Raw genomic sequence first — 19,466 nt, forward strand, 5'->3', positions numbered from 1 at the left:
TGCTGCAGCAGCCGGTTCTTCCCCCGCTCGTGGCTCAGCTGATAGGAACGCTCGGCGGAAGCGGTGGACAGCCATAGCGTGAGGCCCAGCCCGAGGCCGAGCGCCCCGATGACCAGCACGACAAACGGAACCTTGCTCGCCAGCGTCCGGGGCCGCAGATCGATCGATGCCAGCCGAGTCGCCAATCGCTCGGTCAGGCGCGGCCGAACGGCTTTGGGCGCCTTGGCCTTCCGCGCCTTGGCTCGCGCCTTGGCCTGACTCGTATTCTTCGCCCGGACTGACCGCTCGACCGGCCGGGAAATCGGGCCGGTCTGCGGTCCTGACCGCGGTGCCCGCGCCGCCCGGGTGGGCGTCGAGGCCTTCGCGGGCCGGCTGCCGTGCAAAGACGCGGGCTCGGGGGCGGCACGCCCCTTTTTGCGGGCAGATCTGTCGCGATCACCCGCGCGGCGGCGTTTCGCCGGCTCGCGCTTAACCTTCATTCGTCACCTTCATTCGTCGCCCCTCCCACTCGTTGCACGGCCCGCAGGCGCACTGCCGTGCTGCGGGGGTTGCGTTCGATCTCGGCGGCGTCCGCGCGTTCGGCGCCGCGCGTCAAGGAGCGGAATCGCGGCTCGTGCCCGGGAAGCTCGACGGGAAGATCCAGCGGCGTCCGCGAAGCCACCGCGTCGGCGAACACCCGCTTGACGATCCGGTCTTCCAGCGATTGGTAGGCCAACACCACGACGCGTCCACCAACGGTGAGCGCCCCCAGGGCGGCGGGAAGCGCGCGGCGCAGCGACGTCAGCTCGTCGTTGACGGCGATCCGCAGCGCTTGGAAGGTGCGCTTGGCCGGATGCCCTCCAGTGCGGCGGGCTGGAGCCGGAACGGCTTCGTAGAGTAGCGAAACCAACTCGGCGGTCGAGGTGAACTGGGTGTATGCGCGTCGGCGCACGATCTGGGCGGCGATGCGGCGCGCGAACCGCTCTTCCCCGTAGCGGCGCAGGATGTCCGCCAGGGCCGCCTCCTCGTAGGTGTTGACGATGTCGGCCGCGGTCAGCTGGCCCGCCGGGTCCATCCGCATGTCCAGCGGCGCGTCCTGGGCGTACGCAAAACCCCGTTCGGCCCGATCGAGCTGCATCGAGGAGACACCGAGGTCGAATAGCACCGCGTCCACTGATTCGATTGCGGCGCAGCCGGATTCGGCCAGCGCGGTAGCCAGGCCGTCGTAGCGCGTGTGGATCAGCGTGATGCGGTCGATGAATTGCGACAGCCGGGCGCCGGCGATATCCAGCGCGGTGGGATCGCGGTCGAGCCCGATCAGGCGCAGGCCGGGCAACTCGGTCAAGAACCGCTCCGCGTGGCCGCCGGCACCGATGGTCGCGTCGACGAGAACCGCACCCGTTCCGTCGCGGTGGTGGCGCGTCAGGGCTGGGAGCAGCAGGTCGAAGCAGCGTTGCAGCAGAACGGGCACATGGCCGAAATCGCTTGACCCCGAACCCGACCCTGACCCTGACCCTGAACTTGAATTGTCAACCAAGGCAACGCCTTCCCGGTTCCGAGGGGTCGCCCCTGCACCCGGGTCCCTGTCCGAAGGCGCGAACCTGGCGTTGGGGAAGTACGCCAGGGTCGGTTCGGGCAGAGGCCACGATGCACGGGCACGCGCCTCAGAGTCAGTGGTGATCGCAAGCGCGGCGGAGCCGCGCGAAGCGGGTCGCCACTCATCAGATGATGTCGCCGAGTGCTTCATCGCTGGCCGCGGAGAAGTTCTCTTCGTGGGTCTGCTGGTAGTCATGCCAGGCCTGCGCATCCCAGATCTCCAGGTAATCGACCGCTCCGATCACCACGCAGTCTTTCGACAGGTTCGCGTAACGCCGATGGTCGGCGGACAACGTGATCCGGCCCTGGGCGTCGGGGTGCTGCTCGTCCGTGCCCGCGGCGAGATTGCGCAGAAACGCTCTGGCCTCGGGGTTGCTCCGTGAGGTCTTGCTCGCCCGCCGGGCGAGCTGCTCGAATTCCGCCCGCGGGTATACGGCGAGGCTGTGATCCTGGCTCTTGGTGACCATCAACCCCCCTGCCAATGCGTCGCGGAACTTGGCGGGCAACGTCAGTCGCCCCTTGTCGTCGAGTTTGGGCGTGTAGGTGCCGAGAAACACCCGATTCACCTCCGCCCAAGCGGCCCGAAAGCGGCCCTGTGGTCAACCCGAACGCTGCAGTCACCATACCCCACAATCCCCCACTTAGCCCCCCTTAGCCCCATAGTTGGAGTGTCGGCGGTGAGTTCTGGGGGCTTTTCACCACCGAGCGCCGCGGCACGTTGTCCGGCGGCCTTGCCGATCGCGTCGTCCAGGCGACGGCGACGACGAAAATCCGCACGTCAGAGGCGCGACGGCGGCCGGTGGGACGAAAGGTGGTCTCGGTGGGGCCCGGTGGGGAGCGAATTCGGCGTCCGGACTCGATTTGGGCTCGATTTGAAGTCGAAACGAATGCCGGCGCTAGGTGCCGGGACCAACCACCCCGAGCATGCAACCATGGCGCCGAGCCGCGCGCCGATCGCCCGCTCGACGACGAAAAGCGGGGCAGCCAATGGCTACCCCGCTGTCACCCGCGAGTGTCCTAGTCGTCGAAGCGCCGGCGGAACCGGTCCTCCATCCGAGTGGTGAATGACCCGCCCTTGTTGCGGCGCTGGCGCGCCGACCCCGGCGCAGTACCCGAGCGGTCCGGCCTGCCGGCCAACCGCGGCCCGGTGATGGCGTAGACCACCCCGCCAAACATCACGATGAACCCAAAGACGCTCAGAATCGGGAAGTTGCCGATCATTGTGGCCTTGAACGCCACCCCCGAGACCAGCATCGCAAGACCGATGACGAACAACGCCGCGCCCTGCAGACGCCGCCGCGCGGTCGGTGCACGCAACCCTCCGCCACGGACGCTCGACGCAAATTTGGGATCTTCGGCGTAAAGCGCGCTCTCGATCTGATCGAGCATCCGCTGTTCATGATCGGAGAGTGGCATTCGTCCCTCCTTGCCGACAGTTTGACACGTAACTATCGATTAGCACGCGGATGCCCGTGTCGGGGCAACTAAGTCAGATGATACGAGTTGATTCTGTGCCGTACCACTGCTTCGGCAGCGATTCTATCCAGCCCGGATTTCCGCGCTCATGAAGCCGGACGCCGGTGCGTTACAACCCGCTTCCGAAGCGGGACGGTTCATCGGTTCTGCGCCACCGCGCGGCGAATCGCCTCGTCCGCGTCCGATAATGGCGGGAGCGCCACCGGGCCGAACGATGACCCACCGCCGAAGCACCGCGTGCGAACCGACCGCTGGAGGGCCCGCCGACGCTGGATGAGGAGGACACCGAGTTGGCGATATTCCTCATCGATCTGCCACCGGACGATATGGAACGCCGCCTCGGTGATGCCCTCGCGGTGTATGTCGATGCCATGCGATACCCGCGAGGCACCGAGAACCAGCGCGCCGCCATGTGGTTGGAGCACATCCGCCGCCCCGGGTGGCGAGGGGTCGCTGTCGTCGAAGCGGAGGTCGCCGGGGATCCCGACGAGGAAGTACCGAATGCCGACTTGAGCAACGCGCCGTTGCTTGGCATTGCCTACGGCTACCCCGGGGCACCCGGGCAGTGGTGGCAACAGCAGGTCGTCATGGGTTTGCAGCGCGGCGGCTTGCCACCCCAGGAGATCACGCGGCTGATGAGCAGCTACTTCGAGCTGACCGAGCTGCACATTCATCCCCGCGCCCAGGGCCGCGGCCTCGGCGAGGCGCTGGCCCGGCGGCTGTTGTCGGGACGCGCCGAAGAGAACGTCCTGCTCTCCACACCCGAGACCAACGGCGAGCCCAACCGGGCGTGGCGGTTGTACCGGCGACTGGGGTTCGCGGACATCATTCGCGGCTACCATTTCGCCGGGGACCCACGCCCCTTTGCGATCCTCGGTCGCGCGCTGCCCCTATAGCGGCCCGTAGACCGCCAGCGGCCCGAGATGGCATCCCGGGACACCTCTGGCACGATGACCTGGTGCGCGCCCGCTCCTGCATGCTTCACGCCCGCGGATCCCGAGCTTTTGCGGTCCGGCGGCGCCGCGCGCTGGCCATCGCGATGCTCCTGCTGATGGTTCCGCTGTTCACTGGCTGTCTGCGGGTGCGGGCGTCGCTCACCGTCTCGCCCGATGACCTGGTGTCCGGCGAGATCATCGCGGCCGCCAAACCGAAGAGCCCGAAGGACAGCGGGCCGCAGCTCGACACCAACAACCTTCCGTTCGGGCAGAAGGTGGCGGTGTCGAACTACGACAACGACGGCTTTGTGGGGTCGCAGGCGGTGTTCTCCGATCTGACCTTCGCCGAGTTGCCGCAGCTGGCGAACATGAACTCCGACGCCCAGGGAGTGAATCTGTCGCTGCGCCGCAACGGCAACCTGGTGATCCTGGAAGGCCGAGCGGATCTGACCTCTGTGACGGACAATGACGCCGACGTGGAGTTGACGGTCGCCTTTCCCGGTCCGGTGACCTCCACCAATGGCGACCGCGTCGAGCCCGACGTGGTGGCATGGAAGCTCAAACCGGGCGTGGTGAGCACCATGACCGCCCAGTCCCGCTACACCGACCCCAACACCCGCAATTTCACCGGCGCCGGCGTATGGCTGGGCATCGCGTCCTTCGCGGCCGCCGGCGTGGTGGCGCTGCTGGCGTGGATGAGCCGCGACCGCTCCCCGCGGTTCACGGCGGGAAGCGACCAACCCCCGAGCTAGGCCGCCCTATCGGGCGACCAATAGGCCAACATCTCGGCGAAGGTCTGGAAGGCGGGTCCGGACATTCCGTACGTCGCCTCGAAATGGATGCTCAGCGGGAAGCCGAGCTCGGCGACGCCGTCGATCACCCGCTTGTACAGGTCGACCATCAGCCGGCGCTTCTCGGCCGGTTCGCCATCGGCCAACCTCCTGACGAACGCCTGCTCATCGGCCACCGCCGCGTTGCCGGGGTCCTGGATGAGCCAGTTGATGAGGCCGACGCGGCTCTCGACCTTCGGTACGAAACCGAACGACAGCAGTATCTCGGGCCGATGGTCGGTGTTCTTGGCGAACTGGGTCAAAAAACCCACGATGGCGTCCGAATACAGCAGCTGGGTCATGCCATAGGTCGCGCCCCGCTCGCACTTGAAATTGAGCCGGCCCTCTTCGCCGTCGCGAGTCGGGATCACGATCACCCCGCGGTTGCTCACCAGCTCGCGGTAGATCGACAGCGCGTCGGTCGGCGCGACGCCGGAACCCTCGCCGTCGTTCATGGTGCGCGGCACGCCGACGAAAACCACGCCCTCCATGCCGGCGGCACGCAAATCGGTGAGCCGCTGCCGAAGGGATGCCTCGTCCATGAACGCGGTCACCTGTGTGCACAGCCCGTGGAGCCCCGGCAGTTCCGGTTTGATGATCGACCAGAAGTCCAGGACATCGAATTTCGTCTTCATGGCGACGGGCCGATCGTCGTCCTCGGCGATCATGCCCGGGATCATCACGTGCCGGATCCGGCCCTCGATGCCGAACTCGGCCGAGTACCGCATCACTTTGCGCGCATCCTCGAGTGCCCGCTCCCGACCGTCCTCCACGTTCGGCGGCACCAACTCGAGCGCGATGGTGTTGAGGGTCACTCAACTCCTCTCCATCAGACGAAGGCCATCAGACGAGGTCATCAGACGGGACTCCGCCCCGACGCCCCCGCCAGCATAGGGGCCCGATACTGAGCCGGTCGAAGCAACTCGAGCCGCCGAAGCGACATACACTGTCGGGCCTAGAGAACACCACGTCTCTGCTGACCAGAAAGGGGCGCCGCGCTGAGCTCAAGAGCCCCAGCAGCAGCGGCCACCGTCGAGTTGACCGTCGCGATCACCGAGCAACTTCGGCGGTACCTGCGCGACCGGCGGGCCCGGACCGCATACATCGGCGGCGATTACGACACCCTGGTCGCGGCGCTCGAGGATTTCGTGCTCAACGGCGGCAAGCGGCTGCGGCCCGCCTTCGCCTATTGGGGTTGGCGCGCCGTGGCGAACGGTGAGCCCGATCCGGATGTGTTGCTGCTGTTTTCCGCGCTGGAGTTGCTGCACGCGTGCGCCCTGGTGCATGACGACGTGATCGACGACTCGTCCACCCGCCGCGGCAAACCGACGGCGCATGTCCGCTTCGCGGCGCTGCACCGCGAGCGGCGGTGGCGGGGCTCGGCGGAGCGATTCGGGACGTCGGCGGCCATCCTGCTCGGCGACCTGGCGCTGGCTTGGGCAGACGACATTGTCTTCGAGGTTTCGTTCGGCTCCAAGCGATCTCTGGCGCCCGACGCCCAGCGGCGCATTCAGGGCGTGTGGGGCGAGATTCGCACCGAGGTGCTGGGCGGGCAATACCTCGACATCGTCGCCGAGGCCAGCGCCGCGGAATCGGTAGAGTCCGCGATGAACGTCGACACCTTCAAGACCGCGTGCTACACCGTGGCGCGGCCGCTGCAGCTGGGGGCGGCGGCCGCCGCGGACCGACCCGACGTCCAGGACCTCTTCGGTCGGTTCGGTACCGACCTCGGTGTCGCATTCCAGCTGCGCGACGACGTCCTGGGGGTGTTCGGGGATCCGACGGTCACCGGCAAGCCGTCCGGCGACGATTTGCGCTCGGGCAAACGGACCGTCCTGCTGGCCGAGGCCGTGCAACTGGCGCGAAGGTCCGATCCCTCGGCTGCGAACCTGCTTCGAAGCTCCATCGGTGCGCCGTTGACCGACGCGCAGGTGCATCGGCTCCGCGACGTGATCGTGTCGGTGGGCGCGCTGGCCGCAGCTGAGCGGCGCATCGCCGAGCTGACCGATCGGGCGCTGGCCACGCTGGCGGCCGCGCCCATCGACCCGGCGGCCAAAGCCGGGCTCTCCGATCTGGCCAAAATTTCCACGAACCGGTCCGCCTGAGCCGATGACCACCGGAACACACCACCCGGCCGCCAACTCATCGTCAACACAACAGGTTGTCGCCCAACACTTCTCACGACTACTCGCGTTTGCCGCGGCCCCGGAGTCGCGGTCGGCGAAGTTGGGCTTTTTGGGATCGCTGCTGATCATGGCGGGGGGACTCGGGGCAGGCAGCACCAAGCCCCACGACCCCCTGCTCGAAGCGCTGCACCTGTCCTGGCTGCGCTTTGGCCATGGGCTGGTGCTGTCGTCCATCCTGCTGTGGACCGGCGTGGCTCTGATGCTGATCGCGTGGGTGCGGTTGGGCCGGCAAGCGCTGGCCCGGCAAGCGTCCGAGTTCACCATGCGGGCGACCACCGGCTTCTGGCTGGCGCCATTGCTGCTTTCGGTGCCCGTGTTCAGTCGCGACACGTATTCGTATCTGGCCCAGGGCGCGCTGCTGCGCGACGGCTTCGACCCCTACGCGGTAGGCCCCGTGGCCAACCCAAACCCGTTGCTGGACAACGTAAGTCCCATTTGGACCATCACCACGGCGCCCTACGGCCCGGCGTTCATCCTCATCGCAAAGCTCGTCACGATGCTCGTGGGCAACCACGTGATCGCGGGAACCATGGTGCTGCGGTTGTGCATGCTGCCCGGACTGGCGCTGCTTATCTGGGCCGAGCCGAGGATCGCCCATCACCTGGGCACCAACGGCTCGCTTGCACTGTGGATCTGCGTTCTCAACCCGCTGGTGCTCATACACCTGATGGGCGGCGTGCACAACGAGATGCTGATGGTGGGGTTGATGGCCGCCGGGATCGCGCTGACCTTTCAGGGCCGCCATGTGCTGGGCGTCGTCCTGATAACGGTGGCGATCGCGGTCAAAGCCACCGCCGGAATCTCCGCGCCGTTTCTGGTGTGGGTGTGGATGCGCCACCTGCGCGAGCACCGCGGAAATCGGCCGGCCAAGGCATTCCTGGTGGCTACCGCTACGTCCCTGCTGATCTTTGTCGTCGTGTTCGGCATGTTGTCGGCCGTCGCCGGCGTGGGCCTGGGCTGGCTGACCGCGCTGGCCGGATCGGTCAAGATCATCAATTGGCTGACCGTGCCGACCGCGGTCGCCAACCTGATCCACGCCTTGGGCAGCGGACTGTTCCCGGTCAACTTCTATGCCACGCTGCGCGTCACCCGGTTCATCGGGATGGGGGTTATCGCGGTGTCACTGCCGCTGTTGTGGTGGCGGTCCCGGCGCGACGACCGGGCGGCGCTGACCGGGATCGCGTGGTCGATGCTGATCGTGGTGCTGTTCGTGCCGGCCGCCCTGCCGTGGTACTACTCTTGGCCGCTGGCGGTGGCGGCCCCCCTGGCCCAGTCGCGACGAGCGGTCGCCGCCATCGGCGGATTGTCGACCTGGGTCATGGTGATCTTCAAACCAGACGGCTCGCACGGCATGTATTCCTGGCTCCATTGCTCGCTGGCCGCGGGCTGCGCCCTGGCCGCTTGGTATGCGCTGAACCGGGCGCCGGAGCCGCGACCCGTCGAGGTAGAAGAGCCCGTCGAGGCGTAGCCATCAGTAGGCCATGGCTTGGGCCCGGCGCACCACCTCGCGAGCCTGGTGGGCGTGCAGGGCGTCGACGGGACGGGCGTTGCTGATGGCATCACGGGTGCCGTCGCGCGTGACCGTCAGCGAAGGGTCGCGGGTGAACAGCCAGCGCACGATCTCGGTGTCGCGATAACCGCCGTCGTGCAGGATGGTCAACAGTCCAGGCAAACTCTTGACCACCTCACCCGAGCTGGTGAAGAACACCTGCGGCACCACCACGCCGCCGTCGCGCCGCACCGCAACCAGGTGGCCCTCCCGCAGCTGCTGCTGAACCTTGCTGACCGGCACGCCAAGCAACTCTGCGACCTTGGGCAGGTCGTACGTTGGCTCGTCGGGTTCTAGGACGTCGTCGCCGGCCGGAATACTGCTCACCGCAGCAAGTGTAAGCCTGCTGGGCGCGCTGGACCCGGCTTTCACGTGGCCTTGCACCACCGCACCTACGATGGCCCCGTGGCCGGAGCTGGGACGGGCGACCCGTTGGAAGGCGCATTGCTGGACGGCCGCTACCTGGTCCAGTCCAAGATCGCCAGCGGCGGCACCTCGACGGTTTACCGCGGGCTCGACGTCCGGCTCGACCGCCCGGTGGCGCTGAAGGTCATGGACTCTCGCTACGCCGGCGACGACCAGTTCCTGACGCGGTTCCGAATGGAGGCCCGAACGGTCGCCCGGCTGAAAGACCCTGGGCTGGTGGCGGTCTACGACCAGGGGCTAGACGCGCGGCATCCATTTTTGGTGATGGAGTTGATCGAGGGCGGCACCCTGCGCGAGCTGCTCGCCGAACGCGGTCCGATGCCACCGCATGCCGTGGCGGCCGTGCTGCGCCCGGTGCTGGGCGGGCTCGGCGCCGCGCACCGGGCCGGCCTGGTGCACCGCGACGTCAAGCCCGAGAATGTCCTGATCTCCGACGACGGCGACGTCAAGATCGCCGATTTCGGGCTGGTCCGTGCAGTCGCGTCCGCTGGAATCACTTCCGCCAGCGTTATTTTGGGCACCGCCGCCTATCTGTCGCCGGAGCAGGTGCGCGACGGCAACGCCGGTCCCCGCAGCGATGTCTACGCCGTCGGGATCCTCACCTATGAACTGCTGACCGGGCGGACGCCGTTCACTGGCGACTCGGCGTTGTCGATCGCCTATCAACGGCTGGATGCCGACGTGCCGCGGCCGAGCGAGGTGATCGACGGCGTGCCACCCCAGCTCGACGAGTTCGTGGAGCGGGCGACCGCGGCTGACCCGGCCGGCCGATACGCCGATGCGATCGAGATGGGCGCCGAACTCGACGCAATCGCCGAAGAACTAGCCCTGCCGGACTTCAGGGTGCCGGCCCCGCGCAACTCCGCACAGCACCGGTCGGCGGCGCTGCACTACAGCCGCATGAGTCAGCACCCGCCGATGGGGGCACCGGTTCGCCAGCCCACCCGTGAGCTCACCCGCGGGCCGGGGGACTGGGCGGAGCCGGCGCGCTCCTCCGACCCGGACGCGGAATCCGGGAGAGTCGAATATCAGCCGCTGGCAGGGGAATTCGCCGGGATCGCGATGAGCGAATTCGTCTTGGCCCGGCAGCACGCGCGGCGCATGGTGCTGATCTGGGTGGCCGTCGTGCTGGCGCTCACCGGACTGGTCGCGACGGCGGCATGGACGATCGGCAGCAACCTCAGCGGCCTGCTGTAGGCCATTCGCGAGCAGACGCAAAATCGCAAAAAATGCCATCGCGCAGTGCGATTTTGCGTCTGCTCGCGCCCAAAAATGCTCAGTCGCGCAGCATCTCGGCGACCAGGAACGCCAGCTCGAGTGACTGCTGGGTGTTCAGCCGCGGGTCACACGCCGTCTCGTAGCGGCCGCCCAAGTCCACGTCCGAAATGTCTTGGGCCCCACCCAAACACTCGGTGACGTTCTCGCCGGTGATCTCGACGTGGATGCCGCCGGGGTGGGTGCCCAGCGCGCGGTGCACCTCGAAGAAGCCCTGCACCTCGTCGACGATGCGGTCGAAGTGGCGGGTCTTGTACCCGTTGGACGACTCGTGGGTGTTGCCGTGCATCGGGTCGCACTGCCAGATCACCTGGTGCCCGGTGGCCTGAACCTTCTCGACGATCGGGGGCAGCAGGTCGCGCACCTTGTTGTTGCCCAACCGGCTCACCAATGTCAGCCGGCCCGGCTTGTTGTGCGGGTCGAGCCGCTCGACGTATTCGACGGCCAGTTCCGGTGTCATCGTGGGGCCGATCTTGACGCCGATCGGGTTGGCGATCACCTCCGCGAACGCGATGTGCGCGCCGTCGAGCTGGCGGGTCCGCTCGCCGATCCACACGGTGTGCGCCGACAGGTCGTACAGCTGCGGCTCGCCGTCCTCGGTCTCGGACAGCCTCAGCATGGCCCGTTCGTAGTCGAGCACCAACGCCTCATGACTGGCGTAGATCTCCGCGGTCTGCAGGTTGCGGTCGGCCACTCCACAGGCGCTCATGAACCGCAATCCCCGGTCGATCTCGGTGGCCAGCGCCTCATAGCGCGCGCCGGCCGGCGAGGTCCGGACAAACTCCCGGTTCCAGTCGTGCACCAGATGCAGCGAAGCCAGGCCGGACGAGGTGAGCGCTCGCACCAGGTTCATGGCGGCGCTGGCGTTGGCATAGGCACGCACCAGCCGCGACGGATCGTGCTCGCGCGCGGCGGCGTCCGGTGCGAAGCCGTTGATCATGTCGCCGCGGTAGGACCTCAGGCCCAGCGCGTCGACGTCGGCCGACCGCGGCTTGGCGTATTGGCCGGCGATCCGGGCCACCTTGACCACCGGCAGGCTGGCGCCGTAGGTCAGCACGACGGCCATCTGCAGCAGGGTGCGGACGTTTCCCCGGATGTGCGGTTCGGTGTTGTCGACGAAGGTCTCCGCGCAGTCGCCCCCCTGCAGCAGGAATGCCTCGCCCTTTGCGACCAGGGCCAGTTGTTCCTGCAGGCGGACGATCTCCGACGGCACCGTCACCGGCGGCACGCTCTCGAGGACCGTGCGCATTGCCGCGGCCTGTTCGGCGTCCCAGCTCGGCTGCTGGGCGGCCGGCTTGGCCAGCGCGGCGTCCAATCGCGTCCGCAGGTCCGTCGGCAGCGGCGGCAGCGGCGGTAGCTGGTCGATCGGTATGTCGACGGTCCAGTTCATCGGTCCATGGTAACCGCGGGCCAGACGGCGCTAGCCAACGCCTGATCAGCGCGAATGTACCGCTCGGCCCTCGCCGGCGGTGATGAGGCGAAAGCGGCGCAGCTGGTCACGGGCATCGACGAGCGCGTCGTGGGCGTCTCGCTGGCGGGGCGGCAGCCGAGGGGATCCCCGGTCCTCCCACAGCTGCCGCAACTCCCGGGTGAAGCGGGGTATCGCCGGGGGCAGCGCGGGCATCGGGCCCCATAACTGACACAGGGCGACGTGGTCGTAGGCGGCCACCCAGGCCCACAGCTCGATCGGCTCGGTCGATCCGGCATCAAAGATGCGGAAGAAGTCCTCGAGGTCCAGCCGGATCTGCTTGCGTGATCGCCACAGCGGCGAGGAGGGCGGCGGGAGCTTGGGCAGGACGTTGGCACGAACCCAGCTGCCGGCGCGTTCGGGATCGAATTCCGTCGACACCGCGTAGTACTCGCGACCGTCCTCGGCGACCACCCCGATGGAGATCAGTTCAATGGTGCGGCCGTCCTCGATGAATTCGGTGTCGTAGAAGTACCGCACCTCGAGAAGTTTAGGCGGCCAATCAGGCCAACCAGGCCCGGCCGCCGACCCACCGCTATCGGCTGATCAGGATGGGCCCCGTCGGCGCCGGTGCGGCGTGGACGTCCTGGTCGAGCTGGGCGTCCACCGCGCGTTCGTCGGGCAGGCGCGGGGTGCCCGCGATGGCGCACTGCACCCAGAGCTTGGCCCGCACCACCGGGCGACGCAGCTGCCGTTCGCGCTGCAGCGCACGCCGCATCTTCTCCGGCTGATTGGTGTAACGCCACCGGGCCCACGGCGCGTGCGGACGTGACAACCGGATCGCGCCGATCACCAGCAATATCAGCAGGAACATGCCGATCAGGCCGGTCCACACCTTGCCCTTGAGAACCACCACCACGGCCAGCGGCAACGTCACCAACAGACCGCAGATCGCCACCGCGGCACGCAGCACCACCGAGTCGGCGGCGTGCCAGAAGGGGAGGAAAAACATCAGCGGGTGCAGGCCCATGATCAACAGCCCGGCCACGGCCACCGCGGCGAAGACCGCGTCCACCGAGGTCCGGCCGTCTTCTTCCCAGTAGACGTCGGACAGGTGCAGGATCAACGCATACTCATCGAGGACCAACGCTGCCCCGATCCCGAAAACCGTTGCAGCCAAAGTGAACCCGGGCTCACGACCACTGACCGAAAGGGTGACCAATGTGAGCCCGGACAGCATCACCAAGACCATGCCGTACGTCACATGGTGAATGTGCACGCCCGCGATATGGACATTGCGCGGCTGCCACCATCTGGTCGGCAGACCGGCGTCCGCCCGGTGACGGATGAAGCGCGCGAAGCTGCGGGTGACGAAAAACGTCAGGATGAACGCGACCAGACAGCACAGCAACGGCAGCCGGCCTCGCTCGACGATGTCATGCGCGAACCAATGGGCCACTCCCAGCACGAACCAGTGAGGCACTCTAGAAACCTACGCCGGCCCCGTCCCACTGCGTGGGAGCCGCGCTGTGGCACGTGTGGACGGGGAGACCGATTACCCTGTTCTTCGACATGAGCAGATGGCGGGCGCCCGGCGCGGGCAGTGGAACCGGCCGGGCGTTGGTATGGGCCCTGCTCTGGGCGCTGGCCGCCGGGGCGCTGTACTACGTGGCCTGGCGACTGTTCGGGCACACCCCGTATCGCATCGATATCGACGTCTACCAGATGGGCGGCCAGGCCTGGTTGGACGGCCGTCCGCTGTATCGCGACGTGTTGTTCCACACACCGATCGGCCTGAATCTGCCGTTCACCTATCCCCCGCTCGCCGCCATTGTGTTCTGCCCCTTCTCCTGGCTGCACATGCCGGCCGCCAGCATCGCGATCACGGTGTTGAACTTTTTGCTGCTGATCGTGGCCACCAGCATCGTGTTGGCCGGACTTGACGTGTGGAGCGCCTCAGCCGTGCTGAGCGGGCCGACTTGGCTGCGCCGGCTGTGGCTGGCCGTGACCGTCGTGGCGGCGTCGTCGATCTGGCTGGAGCCGATCACGTCCAACTTCGCCTTCGGGCAGATCAACGTCGTGCTGATGACGCTGGTGCTCGCCGATTGCGTGCCGCGCCGCACGCCCTGGCCGCGTGGGCTGCTGCTGGGCCTCGGCATAGCGCTGAAGCTCACACCGGCGGTTTTTCTGCTCTACTTCGTGCTGCGCCGCGACAATCGCGCGGCGCTGACAGCGGTGGGTTCTTTTGCGGCCGCGACGCTGGCGGGTTTCGCGCTGGCCTGGACCGACTCCTGGGAGTACTGGACCCGCACGGTGCACCACACCGATCGAATCGGTGAGACCGCGCTGAACACGGACCAGAACATCGCCGGCGCTCTTGCCCGGCTGGGGCTCGGCGAGCACGAACGCTTCGCGCTGTGGGTGGTGGCCTGCCTGCTGGTCCTGGCGGTGACCATCTGGGCGATGCGGCGGGTGCTGCGGGCCGAGGAGCCCACCCTGGCGGTGGTTTGCGCCGCCCTGTTTGGCCTGGTGGTTTCGCCGGTGTCCTGGTCACACCACTGGGTGTGGGCGCTGCCGACGGTGCTGGTGACGGCGGTGCTGGCCTGGCGGCGCCGCAACGTGGTGCTGGCCGCGCTCACCGCGGTCGGGGTGGCGCTGATGAGGTGGACGCCGATCGACCTGCTTCCCAAGCATCACGAGACCACCGCCAACTGGTGGCGTCAACTCGCCGGTTCGTCCTATGTGTGGTGGGCCGTCGCGGTCATCGTCGCGGCGGGACTGACGGTCACCGCCCGCAGGGCGGCGCAGGATCCGGCCGCCCAGACGCTGACGCCGGTGTCTGCCCTCGGCTGATCGCCCCCCGGCTGTAACGGGCGCTAACCTACGGCCGTCGCTGGGATGCGCGCCGCCTCGGTGCTCGAACCTTGAGCGCTCGACCCATTACTGCCGGCCTTGTTCTCGTTCTCCTTGTTCGCCTTGACGCTGGCGGCGTAGATGTCGACGTACTCCTGCCCGGACAGCTGCATCAGCTCGTAGATGACTTCGTCGGTGACGGCGCGCTCAATGAATCGGTTGCCTGCCATGCCCTCGAAGCGCGAGAAGTCCATCGGCTTGCCGAACCGCACGGTGACCCGCCCGAAGCGCAACATCTTCTTGCCCGGCGGGTTGACCACGTTGGTGCCGATCATCGCGACGGGAATCACCGGAACACCGGTCTGCAACGCGAGCCGCGCCATCCCCGTCTTCCCCTTGTAGAGCCGCCCGTCGGGTGAACGAGTTCCTTCCGGGTACATCCCCAGCAGCTTGCCCTTGCGCAGCAGCCGCTCGGCGGTGTTTAGCGCCGCCTGCGCGGCGTCCGCGCTGGAGCGGTCGATGGGCACCTGGCCGGCCGAGCTGTAGAACCAGCGGATGAACCAGCCCTTGAGGCCGGTGCCGGTGAAGTATTCGGATTTTGCGAGGAACGTGATCCGGCGACGCACGACCAACGGAAGGTAGAAGCTGTCGGCCACCGCGAGGTGGTTACTGGCCAGTATCGCCGGCCCCGAACTCGGAATGTGTTCCAGCCCTTCGACTTTCGGCCGACCAAGCAGAGTGAACAGCCAGCCCATGAAGACGTACTTGAACAGCCAGTACCACATGGCTCCCTCTCGCCCGCATCGGATGGTGTTCTGCGCAACTGTACCGATCCGTAGCGGAAGGGACCACCTTCGGCCGAGGACGGATCAGTCCTCGACGGTGACCGGGATGGGTTGATAACGAGTCTTCGCGCCGGGCTCTCGCGCGGTCGGTCCGGCGCACGGCTCGGTGGTGACCCCGCCCCCCGGCGGGTCACCGTCATGGTTGCCGTCCGACGTGTCTGGAACGTCTCCGCCGTCCCTGTTGTCTCCGCCGTCGCCGATGTCGCTGACCATGCCGCGGATCAAGTCCAGCAGGGCGACGCTGTGGTCGGCGATCACGGTCAGCAACGGGTGCTGGTCGCCGGTCGCCAACGCGGCCAGCGCGCACACCGGACACCACACCTGCTGGCACTTGCCGGTTCCGACCCCGCCTCCCGCAGTAAGGACCGCCGCGGCCCGCACTGCGGGCTCGATCCCGTCCAGGATCGCTTGCGCAAGTTTTCGCAGTTCTGGACCGATGTCGGGATGAGACCCGTTCATTTAGGCCACACCTCCGGATCTGGTCGAAAACGGACCGTCAGCTCACTGCCCTTCAGGCGCGCGTCCAGCACCGTGCATCGCCGTAGCACGGACGCCAACCTAACCCTGCGGCGCAGGCCACCGACACTGACGATCAGGTCGTCATCCACCCGGCCCAGCGTCAGATCTCTGGCGTCGAGCTGGGGCAACGTCAGCCGCATTCGGTAGATCGACCCTAGCCCCGATCCGGATTCCAGGTCCACGACGGGGCGCACCGGGCCCGGCGGTGCCCCTCCGCGCCGCCGACGGGCGCCGTCGAGGAGCGAGGCCAATGCCTTTGGACCGATCGGCTCCCCGGCCAGGTGCGGGGTCAACACCAGCGCTACGTCACCGATGGCGGCGTCGAGTTCCTGGAGAACGACGCGCTGTTCGCAGATGCGTTCGGCGTACCAGCAGAACGCCGGATGTTCGGGCAGGTCGCGGTACTCGTAGGAGTCGTCCTCGGCAAGAACCTGGTTGACGATCAGCTCCTCGACCCGCACGCCCATCAGCGCCAACGAACCCAGCGTCCGGACCGCCTCCGCCGCCACCACCCGCTCGGGGGTCAACACCAGGTGCGCACGGACCAGCTCTCCGTCGGTCAACAACGTGCTCAGCTCGTCAACACAGGCGCTGACGCGCTCCAGCAACTCGACCAACGCGCCGGACCGCGCGTCGTCGGCGCCGATGGACAGCCTGCGATGGCGCGGCCACGCACGATCCACATAGAGACCGAACGTGGCGGGCAGGGTCAACATTCGCAAGGCGTCTGCGGTCGAGGCGCAATCGACGACGATGCGATCCCATCGTCCCGATCGGGCGAGCTCACCGACCGCGTGCAAACCGAGCACTTCCTGAACACCGGGCAGCGCCGAAAGTTCTTCCGGCGCAATGGTACTCAACTCGGAGTCGGGGAAACGCCGGTCGAGAGTGTTGACCACGTCGTACCACCGGTCCTCGAGCAGGGCCAAGGTGTCCAGTGCAAGCGCGTCGAGGAATCCGCCGCCGGCCGCCGGCGCCCCGGTGTCGAGATCCGCAAGCACCCGAACCAGCTCACGGTGGTCGCTCGGGGGACCGCTCGGCGGGACGGCAAGACCGAGCACGTCGCCCAGCGAGTGCGCCTGGTCCGTAGACACCAGCAACACCCGCTGCCCCGAGCCTGCATCACAGACCGCGGTAGCGGACGCCAGGGTCGACTTCCCTACTCCGCCCTTGCCGACGAAGAGACTGATTCGTGCCGGAGTGGGCGCTCGGAAGTCGATGGACTCACTCAGCCTCGACTCGTTTCTTCAGATCCTTCAAAGCGCTGTCGGTCAGCCTGCGCTCGGCCTTGCGCTTGAGCAGGCCGATCATCGGGAGGGCCAGGTCCACCGACAGCTCGTAGGTAACGTCGGTGCCAGACCCCTTGGGCGCCAAGCGATATGTGCCTTCAAGCGAACGCAGCAGCGAGCTCGAGACCAGGCTCCAGCTCAACGAGTGGCGATCTTCGGGCCACTGGTAGCACATGACGAGGGTGTCTTTGATGACGCCGGCGTCCATCACGAATCGCACGACCTTCGGGTAGCCGTCGGGGCCCCTCTCCTGCACCTCGGCTTCCTTGTACTCAGAGATCCACTCCGGATACGAGTCGATATCGGCGATCACCCCCAGCACCGTGGCCGGATCCGCATCAATATGGATGGTCTGCGTCGTCTTGTCCGCCACCTGGCTGCTGCCCTCTCTTCCGCAAGCGGGTACACCCCGCGGGCCGAAACGGTACTCTCACCCGCTGACCTTGATCCGGATTAAACTACCGGAGAAACTCCGACCGGACGGGACCGTTCGACCGTCCTCTTCACCTCGAACGCCATTTTCTTGGCCGCCACCCGACGGCGGTGCGTCATTTTCGCCAAATTCAGCTTGGCCAACTGCCAGGCCGCCACGCCAGTGGGCTCGGCGTGCAGGAAATAGTGCAGCACCACCCCGTCGAGCCCGTCCCGTTGTGGTTCCAACCAGATCTCCATGGTGCCCGTCAGCGCACCGGTGACCGACCAGCGGATTCCCTTGTCGGCGCGGTCCTCGACGACGTCCAGCCGAAGGTCGGGCCACCAGCGGCGCCAGCACGCCGGATCGGCGACCGCGGCACCGACGCGCGCGGCGTCGGCCGCGATGTACGTCTGGTCCGCGATCTGGATGCTGTTCACCGCCCCAGCTTCACACATCAGGCTGAATCGCCCATGTCAGGGCACCCCAAAGCGCGATTAGGCTGGACGGCAGCAAACCGGCCCCACCAGGGTCACGCAGTTCACTTGCGTCGAAGCCACTAGCACGAACGAGGTCAAAAGAGTGCGTGAGTACAGTGTCCCCGCCCGCTTCTCCGTCGGCGAACACGACAACGTCGCGGCCATGGTCTTCGAGCACGAGCGCGACGATCCGGGCTTTGTGATCTTCCAACGTCAGATCGACGGCGTCTGGACCGATGTCACCTGCGCCGAGGCCGCCAAGCAGGTCCGTTCGGCGGCCCTCGGCCTGATCTCTCTCGGGGTGCAGGCCGGCGACCGGGTGTCCATCTTTTCGGCCACTCGCTACGAGTGGGCCATCCTCGACCTCGCCATCCTGTCCGTCGGCGCGGTCACCGTCCCGATCTACGAGACGTCGTCGGCCGAGCAGGTGCGCTGGGTGCTGCAGGACTCGGACGCGGTGTTGGCGTTCGCGGAAACGGACGCGCACGCTGCGATGGTCACCGAACTCACCGCCGAGCTGCCCGCGCTGCGCCGGGTGCTGCACATCGACGGTTCGGGCCCCAAAGCGCTCGAGCAGCTCGCGGAGGCCGGCGCCTCGGTCGAGCCGGCCGAGCTGACGGCGCGCCAGGAGGCGCTGCGCTCCGGGGATCCGGCGACACTCATCTACACCTCGGGCACCACCGGACGGCCCAAGGGGTGCCAGCTCACCCATTCCAACCTGCTCTATGAGACCAGGGGCGCCAAGGAATGCCTGCCGACGCTGCTGAATGAGGGGCAGCGGCTGCTGGTATTCCTGCCACTGGCCCACGTCCTGGCGCGCTCACTCACGCTGTCGGCGTTCGCGAACAAGGTGACCGTCGGGTTCACCAGCGACATCAAGAACCTGCTGCCGATGCTCGCGGTGTTCAAGCCGACGGTGGTGGTGTCGGTGCCGCGGGTGTTCGAGAAGGTGTACAACACGGCCGAGCAAAACGCGGTCAACGACGGCAAGGGCCGGATCTTCGCGATGGCGGTGCAGACCGCGGTCGACTACAGCCAAGCCCAAGACGACGGCGGCCCAGGGCTTTTCCTGCGCGCCAAGCACGCGGTGTTCGAGCGGCTGGTCTACCACAGGCTGCGCGCCGCGCTGGGCGGCGACTGCCACGCGTCCGTGTCGGGCGGCGCGCCGCTGGGCGCGCGGCTGGGTCACTTCTACCGGGGTGTCGGCCTGACCATCCACGAGGGCTACGGCCTGACCGAGACCAGCTCGGCCATCACGGTCAACCAGGTCGGGCGGGTCAAGATCGGAACCGTCGGAACGTTGCTGCCCGGCAACAGCATGCGCATCGCCGACGACGGCGAGCTGTTGGTGCGGGGCGGCGTGGTGTTCAGCGGCTACTGGCGCAATGAGCAGGCCACCGGCGAGGCGT

Annotated in this window: 20 protein-coding genes and 1 pseudogene; 7 read left to right on the forward strand and 14 right to left on the reverse strand. The window is 67.3% G+C overall.

The window, feature by feature from the left end; translation table 11 throughout:
* The 4 genes and pseudogenes from JO059_RS16665 to JO059_RS16680 form a co-directional block, all read right to left on the reverse strand.
* Window positions 1–479, reverse strand: a pseudogene (locus tag JO059_RS16665) (hypothetical protein); the annotation flags it as partial.
* Entirely contained in the window at window positions 476–1,660 is a 1,185-nt protein-coding gene (gene rsmH / locus JO059_RS16670) for a 16S rRNA (cytosine(1402)-N(4))-methyltransferase RsmH (protein WP_293320659.1), read from the reverse strand. The gene rsmH and the pseudogene JO059_RS16665, both read right to left, overlap by 4 nt.
* A 40-nt stretch (window positions 1,661–1,700) precedes the next feature.
* Window positions 1,701–2,132, reverse strand: a complete 432-nt coding sequence (gene mraZ, locus JO059_RS16675; protein WP_293320627.1) for a division/cell wall cluster transcriptional repressor MraZ — start codon at window positions 2,130–2,132, stop codon at window positions 1,701–1,703.
* 460 nt (window positions 2,133–2,592) lie between these two features.
* Window positions 2,593–2,991 (reverse strand): DUF3040 domain-containing protein, encoded by a 399-nt coding sequence (locus JO059_RS16680; RefSeq protein ID WP_293320629.1) that lies wholly within the window; start codon window positions 2,989–2,991, stop codon window positions 2,593–2,595.
* Window positions 2,992–3,341: 350 nt separating this feature from the next.
* Between JO059_RS16680 and JO059_RS16685 the strand changes: the two genes are divergently transcribed.
* Together JO059_RS16685 and JO059_RS16690 are read left to right on the forward strand one after the other, a co-directional pair.
* Window positions 3,342–3,947, forward strand: coding sequence for an N-acetyltransferase (locus JO059_RS16685; RefSeq protein WP_293320631.1), 606 nt, complete (start codon window positions 3,342–3,344; stop codon window positions 3,945–3,947).
* A gap of 80 nt (window positions 3,948–4,027) precedes the next feature.
* Window positions 4,028–4,738, forward strand: coding sequence for a DUF3153 domain-containing protein (locus JO059_RS16690; protein WP_293320661.1), 711 nt, complete (start codon window positions 4,028–4,030; stop codon window positions 4,736–4,738).
* Here the strand turns inward: JO059_RS16690 and JO059_RS16695 are convergent.
* Window positions 4,735–5,631, reverse strand: coding sequence for a mycobacterial-type methylenetetrahydrofolate reductase (locus tag JO059_RS16695; RefSeq protein WP_293320633.1), 897 nt, complete (start codon window positions 5,629–5,631; stop codon window positions 4,735–4,737). The genes JO059_RS16690 and JO059_RS16695 overlap by 4 nt on opposite strands.
* Window positions 5,632–5,853: 222 nt before the next feature.
* Here JO059_RS16695 and idsA2 point away from each other — a divergent pair, with 222 nt between their 5' ends.
* Window positions 5,854–6,921: a bifunctional (2E,6E)-farnesyl/geranyl diphosphate synthase gene (gene idsA2 / locus JO059_RS16700; RefSeq protein WP_293320635.1), complete on the forward strand. Its 1,068-nt coding sequence runs from the start codon at window positions 5,854–5,856 to the stop codon at window positions 6,919–6,921.
* 4 nt (window positions 6,922–6,925) lie between these two features.
* The gene (locus JO059_RS16705) at window positions 6,926–8,470 is read left to right on the forward strand and encodes an alpha-(1->6)-mannopyranosyltransferase A (RefSeq protein ID WP_293320637.1); all 1,545 of its coding nucleotides are present in this window, start codon (window positions 6,926–6,928) and stop codon (window positions 8,468–8,470) included.
* Between the two features lie 3 nt (window positions 8,471–8,473).
* On the opposite strand, the gene JO059_RS16710 is transcribed toward JO059_RS16705, so the two are convergent.
* Window positions 8,474–8,878, reverse strand: a complete 405-nt coding sequence (locus JO059_RS16710) for an Rv2175c family DNA-binding protein (RefSeq protein ID WP_293320639.1) — start codon at window positions 8,876–8,878, stop codon at window positions 8,474–8,476.
* A gap of 78 nt (window positions 8,879–8,956) precedes the next feature.
* Here JO059_RS16710 and JO059_RS16715 point away from each other — a divergent pair, with 78 nt between their 5' ends.
* Entirely contained in the window at window positions 8,957–10,174 is a 1,218-nt protein-coding gene (locus JO059_RS16715) for a protein kinase (RefSeq protein ID WP_293320641.1), read from the forward strand.
* A gap of 79 nt (window positions 10,175–10,253) precedes the next feature.
* Here the strand turns inward: JO059_RS16715 and JO059_RS16720 are convergent, their stop codons facing one another.
* The 3 genes from JO059_RS16720 to JO059_RS16730 are packed head-to-tail and all read right to left on the reverse strand — an operon-like array spanning window position 10,254 to window position 13,125.
* Window positions 10,254–11,642 (reverse strand): class II 3-deoxy-7-phosphoheptulonate synthase, encoded by a 1,389-nt coding sequence (locus JO059_RS16720; protein ID WP_293320643.1) that lies wholly within the window; start codon window positions 11,640–11,642, stop codon window positions 10,254–10,256.
* 45 nt (window positions 11,643–11,687) lie between these two features.
* Window positions 11,688–12,200: a polyadenylate-specific 3'-exoribonuclease AS gene (locus tag JO059_RS16725; protein ID WP_293320645.1), complete on the reverse strand. Its 513-nt coding sequence runs from the start codon at window positions 12,198–12,200 to the stop codon at window positions 11,688–11,690.
* A 55-nt stretch (window positions 12,201–12,255) separates the two neighbouring features.
* Window positions 12,256–13,125 (reverse strand): hypothetical protein, encoded by an 870-nt coding sequence (locus JO059_RS16730; protein ID WP_293320663.1) that lies wholly within the window; start codon window positions 13,123–13,125, stop codon window positions 12,256–12,258.
* Window positions 13,126–13,232: 107 nt separating this feature from the next.
* On the opposite strand from JO059_RS16730, the gene JO059_RS16735 reads away from it, so the two are divergent.
* Window positions 13,233–14,513: a glycosyltransferase 87 family protein gene (locus JO059_RS16735; RefSeq protein WP_293320647.1), complete on the forward strand. Its 1,281-nt coding sequence runs from the start codon at window positions 13,233–13,235 to the stop codon at window positions 14,511–14,513.
* Between the two features lie 23 nt (window positions 14,514–14,536).
* On the opposite strand, the gene JO059_RS16740 is transcribed toward JO059_RS16735, so the two are convergent.
* The 5 genes from JO059_RS16740 to JO059_RS16760 form a co-directional block, all read right to left on the reverse strand.
* Entirely contained in the window at window positions 14,537–15,298 is a 762-nt protein-coding gene (locus JO059_RS16740; RefSeq protein ID WP_293320649.1) for a lysophospholipid acyltransferase family protein, read from the reverse strand.
* An 84-nt stretch (window positions 15,299–15,382) separates the two neighbouring features.
* Window positions 15,383–15,817 (reverse strand): hypothetical protein, encoded by a 435-nt coding sequence (locus JO059_RS16745; RefSeq protein WP_293320651.1) that lies wholly within the window; start codon window positions 15,815–15,817, stop codon window positions 15,383–15,385.
* Complete coding sequence (locus tag JO059_RS16750; RefSeq protein WP_293320665.1) at window positions 15,814–17,097, reverse strand: ArsA family ATPase; 1,284 nt, start codon at window positions 17,095–17,097, stop codon at window positions 15,814–15,816. Before JO059_RS16750 ends, JO059_RS16745 begins: the two co-directional genes overlap by 4 nt.
* Window positions 17,098–17,101: 4 nt before the next feature.
* Window positions 17,102–17,539, reverse strand: coding sequence for an SRPBCC family protein (locus JO059_RS16755; protein ID WP_293320653.1), 438 nt, complete (start codon window positions 17,537–17,539; stop codon window positions 17,102–17,104).
* A gap of 80 nt (window positions 17,540–17,619) precedes the next feature.
* The gene (locus JO059_RS16760; protein ID WP_293320655.1) at window positions 17,620–18,018 is read right to left on the reverse strand and encodes a polyketide cyclase / dehydrase and lipid transport; all 399 of its coding nucleotides are present in this window, start codon (window positions 18,016–18,018) and stop codon (window positions 17,620–17,622) included.
* A 142-nt stretch (window positions 18,019–18,160) separates the two neighbouring features.
* Here JO059_RS16760 and JO059_RS16765 point away from each other — a divergent pair.
* The coding region (locus tag JO059_RS16765; RefSeq protein ID WP_293320657.1) for a long-chain fatty acid--CoA ligase at window positions 18,161–19,466 on the forward strand (1,306 nt) is incomplete at its 3' end.

The organism is Mycobacterium sp. (assembly GCF_019247615.1).
Classification (GTDB): domain Bacteria; phylum Actinomycetota; class Actinomycetes; order Mycobacteriales; family Mycobacteriaceae; genus Mycobacterium.

Bases quoted from the DNA above. Each gene is read 5' to 3' on its own strand.
- JO059_RS16735 (WP_293320647.1), top strand. From the start codon at position 13,233: ATGAGCAGATGGCGGGCGCCCGGCGCGGGCAGTGGAACCGGCCGGGCG.
- JO059_RS16745 (WP_293320651.1), bottom strand. From the start codon at position 15,817: ATGAACGGGTCTCATCCCGACATCGGTCCAGAACTGCGAAAACTTGCG.
- JO059_RS16705 (WP_293320637.1), top strand. From the start codon at position 6,926: ATGACCACCGGAACACACCACCCGGCCGCCAACTCATCGTCAACACAA.
- JO059_RS16740 (WP_293320649.1), bottom strand. From the start codon at position 15,298: ATGTGGTACTGGCTGTTCAAGTACGTCTTCATGGGCTGGCTGTTCACT.
- JO059_RS16720 (WP_293320643.1), bottom strand. From the start codon at position 11,642: ATGAACTGGACCGTCGACATACCGATCGACCAGCTACCGCCGCTGCCG.
- JO059_RS16690 (WP_293320661.1), top strand. From the start codon at position 4,028: ATGCTTCACGCCCGCGGATCCCGAGCTTTTGCGGTCCGGCGGCGCCGC.
- JO059_RS16680 (WP_293320629.1), bottom strand. From the start codon at position 2,991: ATGCCACTCTCCGATCATGAACAGCGGATGCTCGATCAGATCGAGAGC.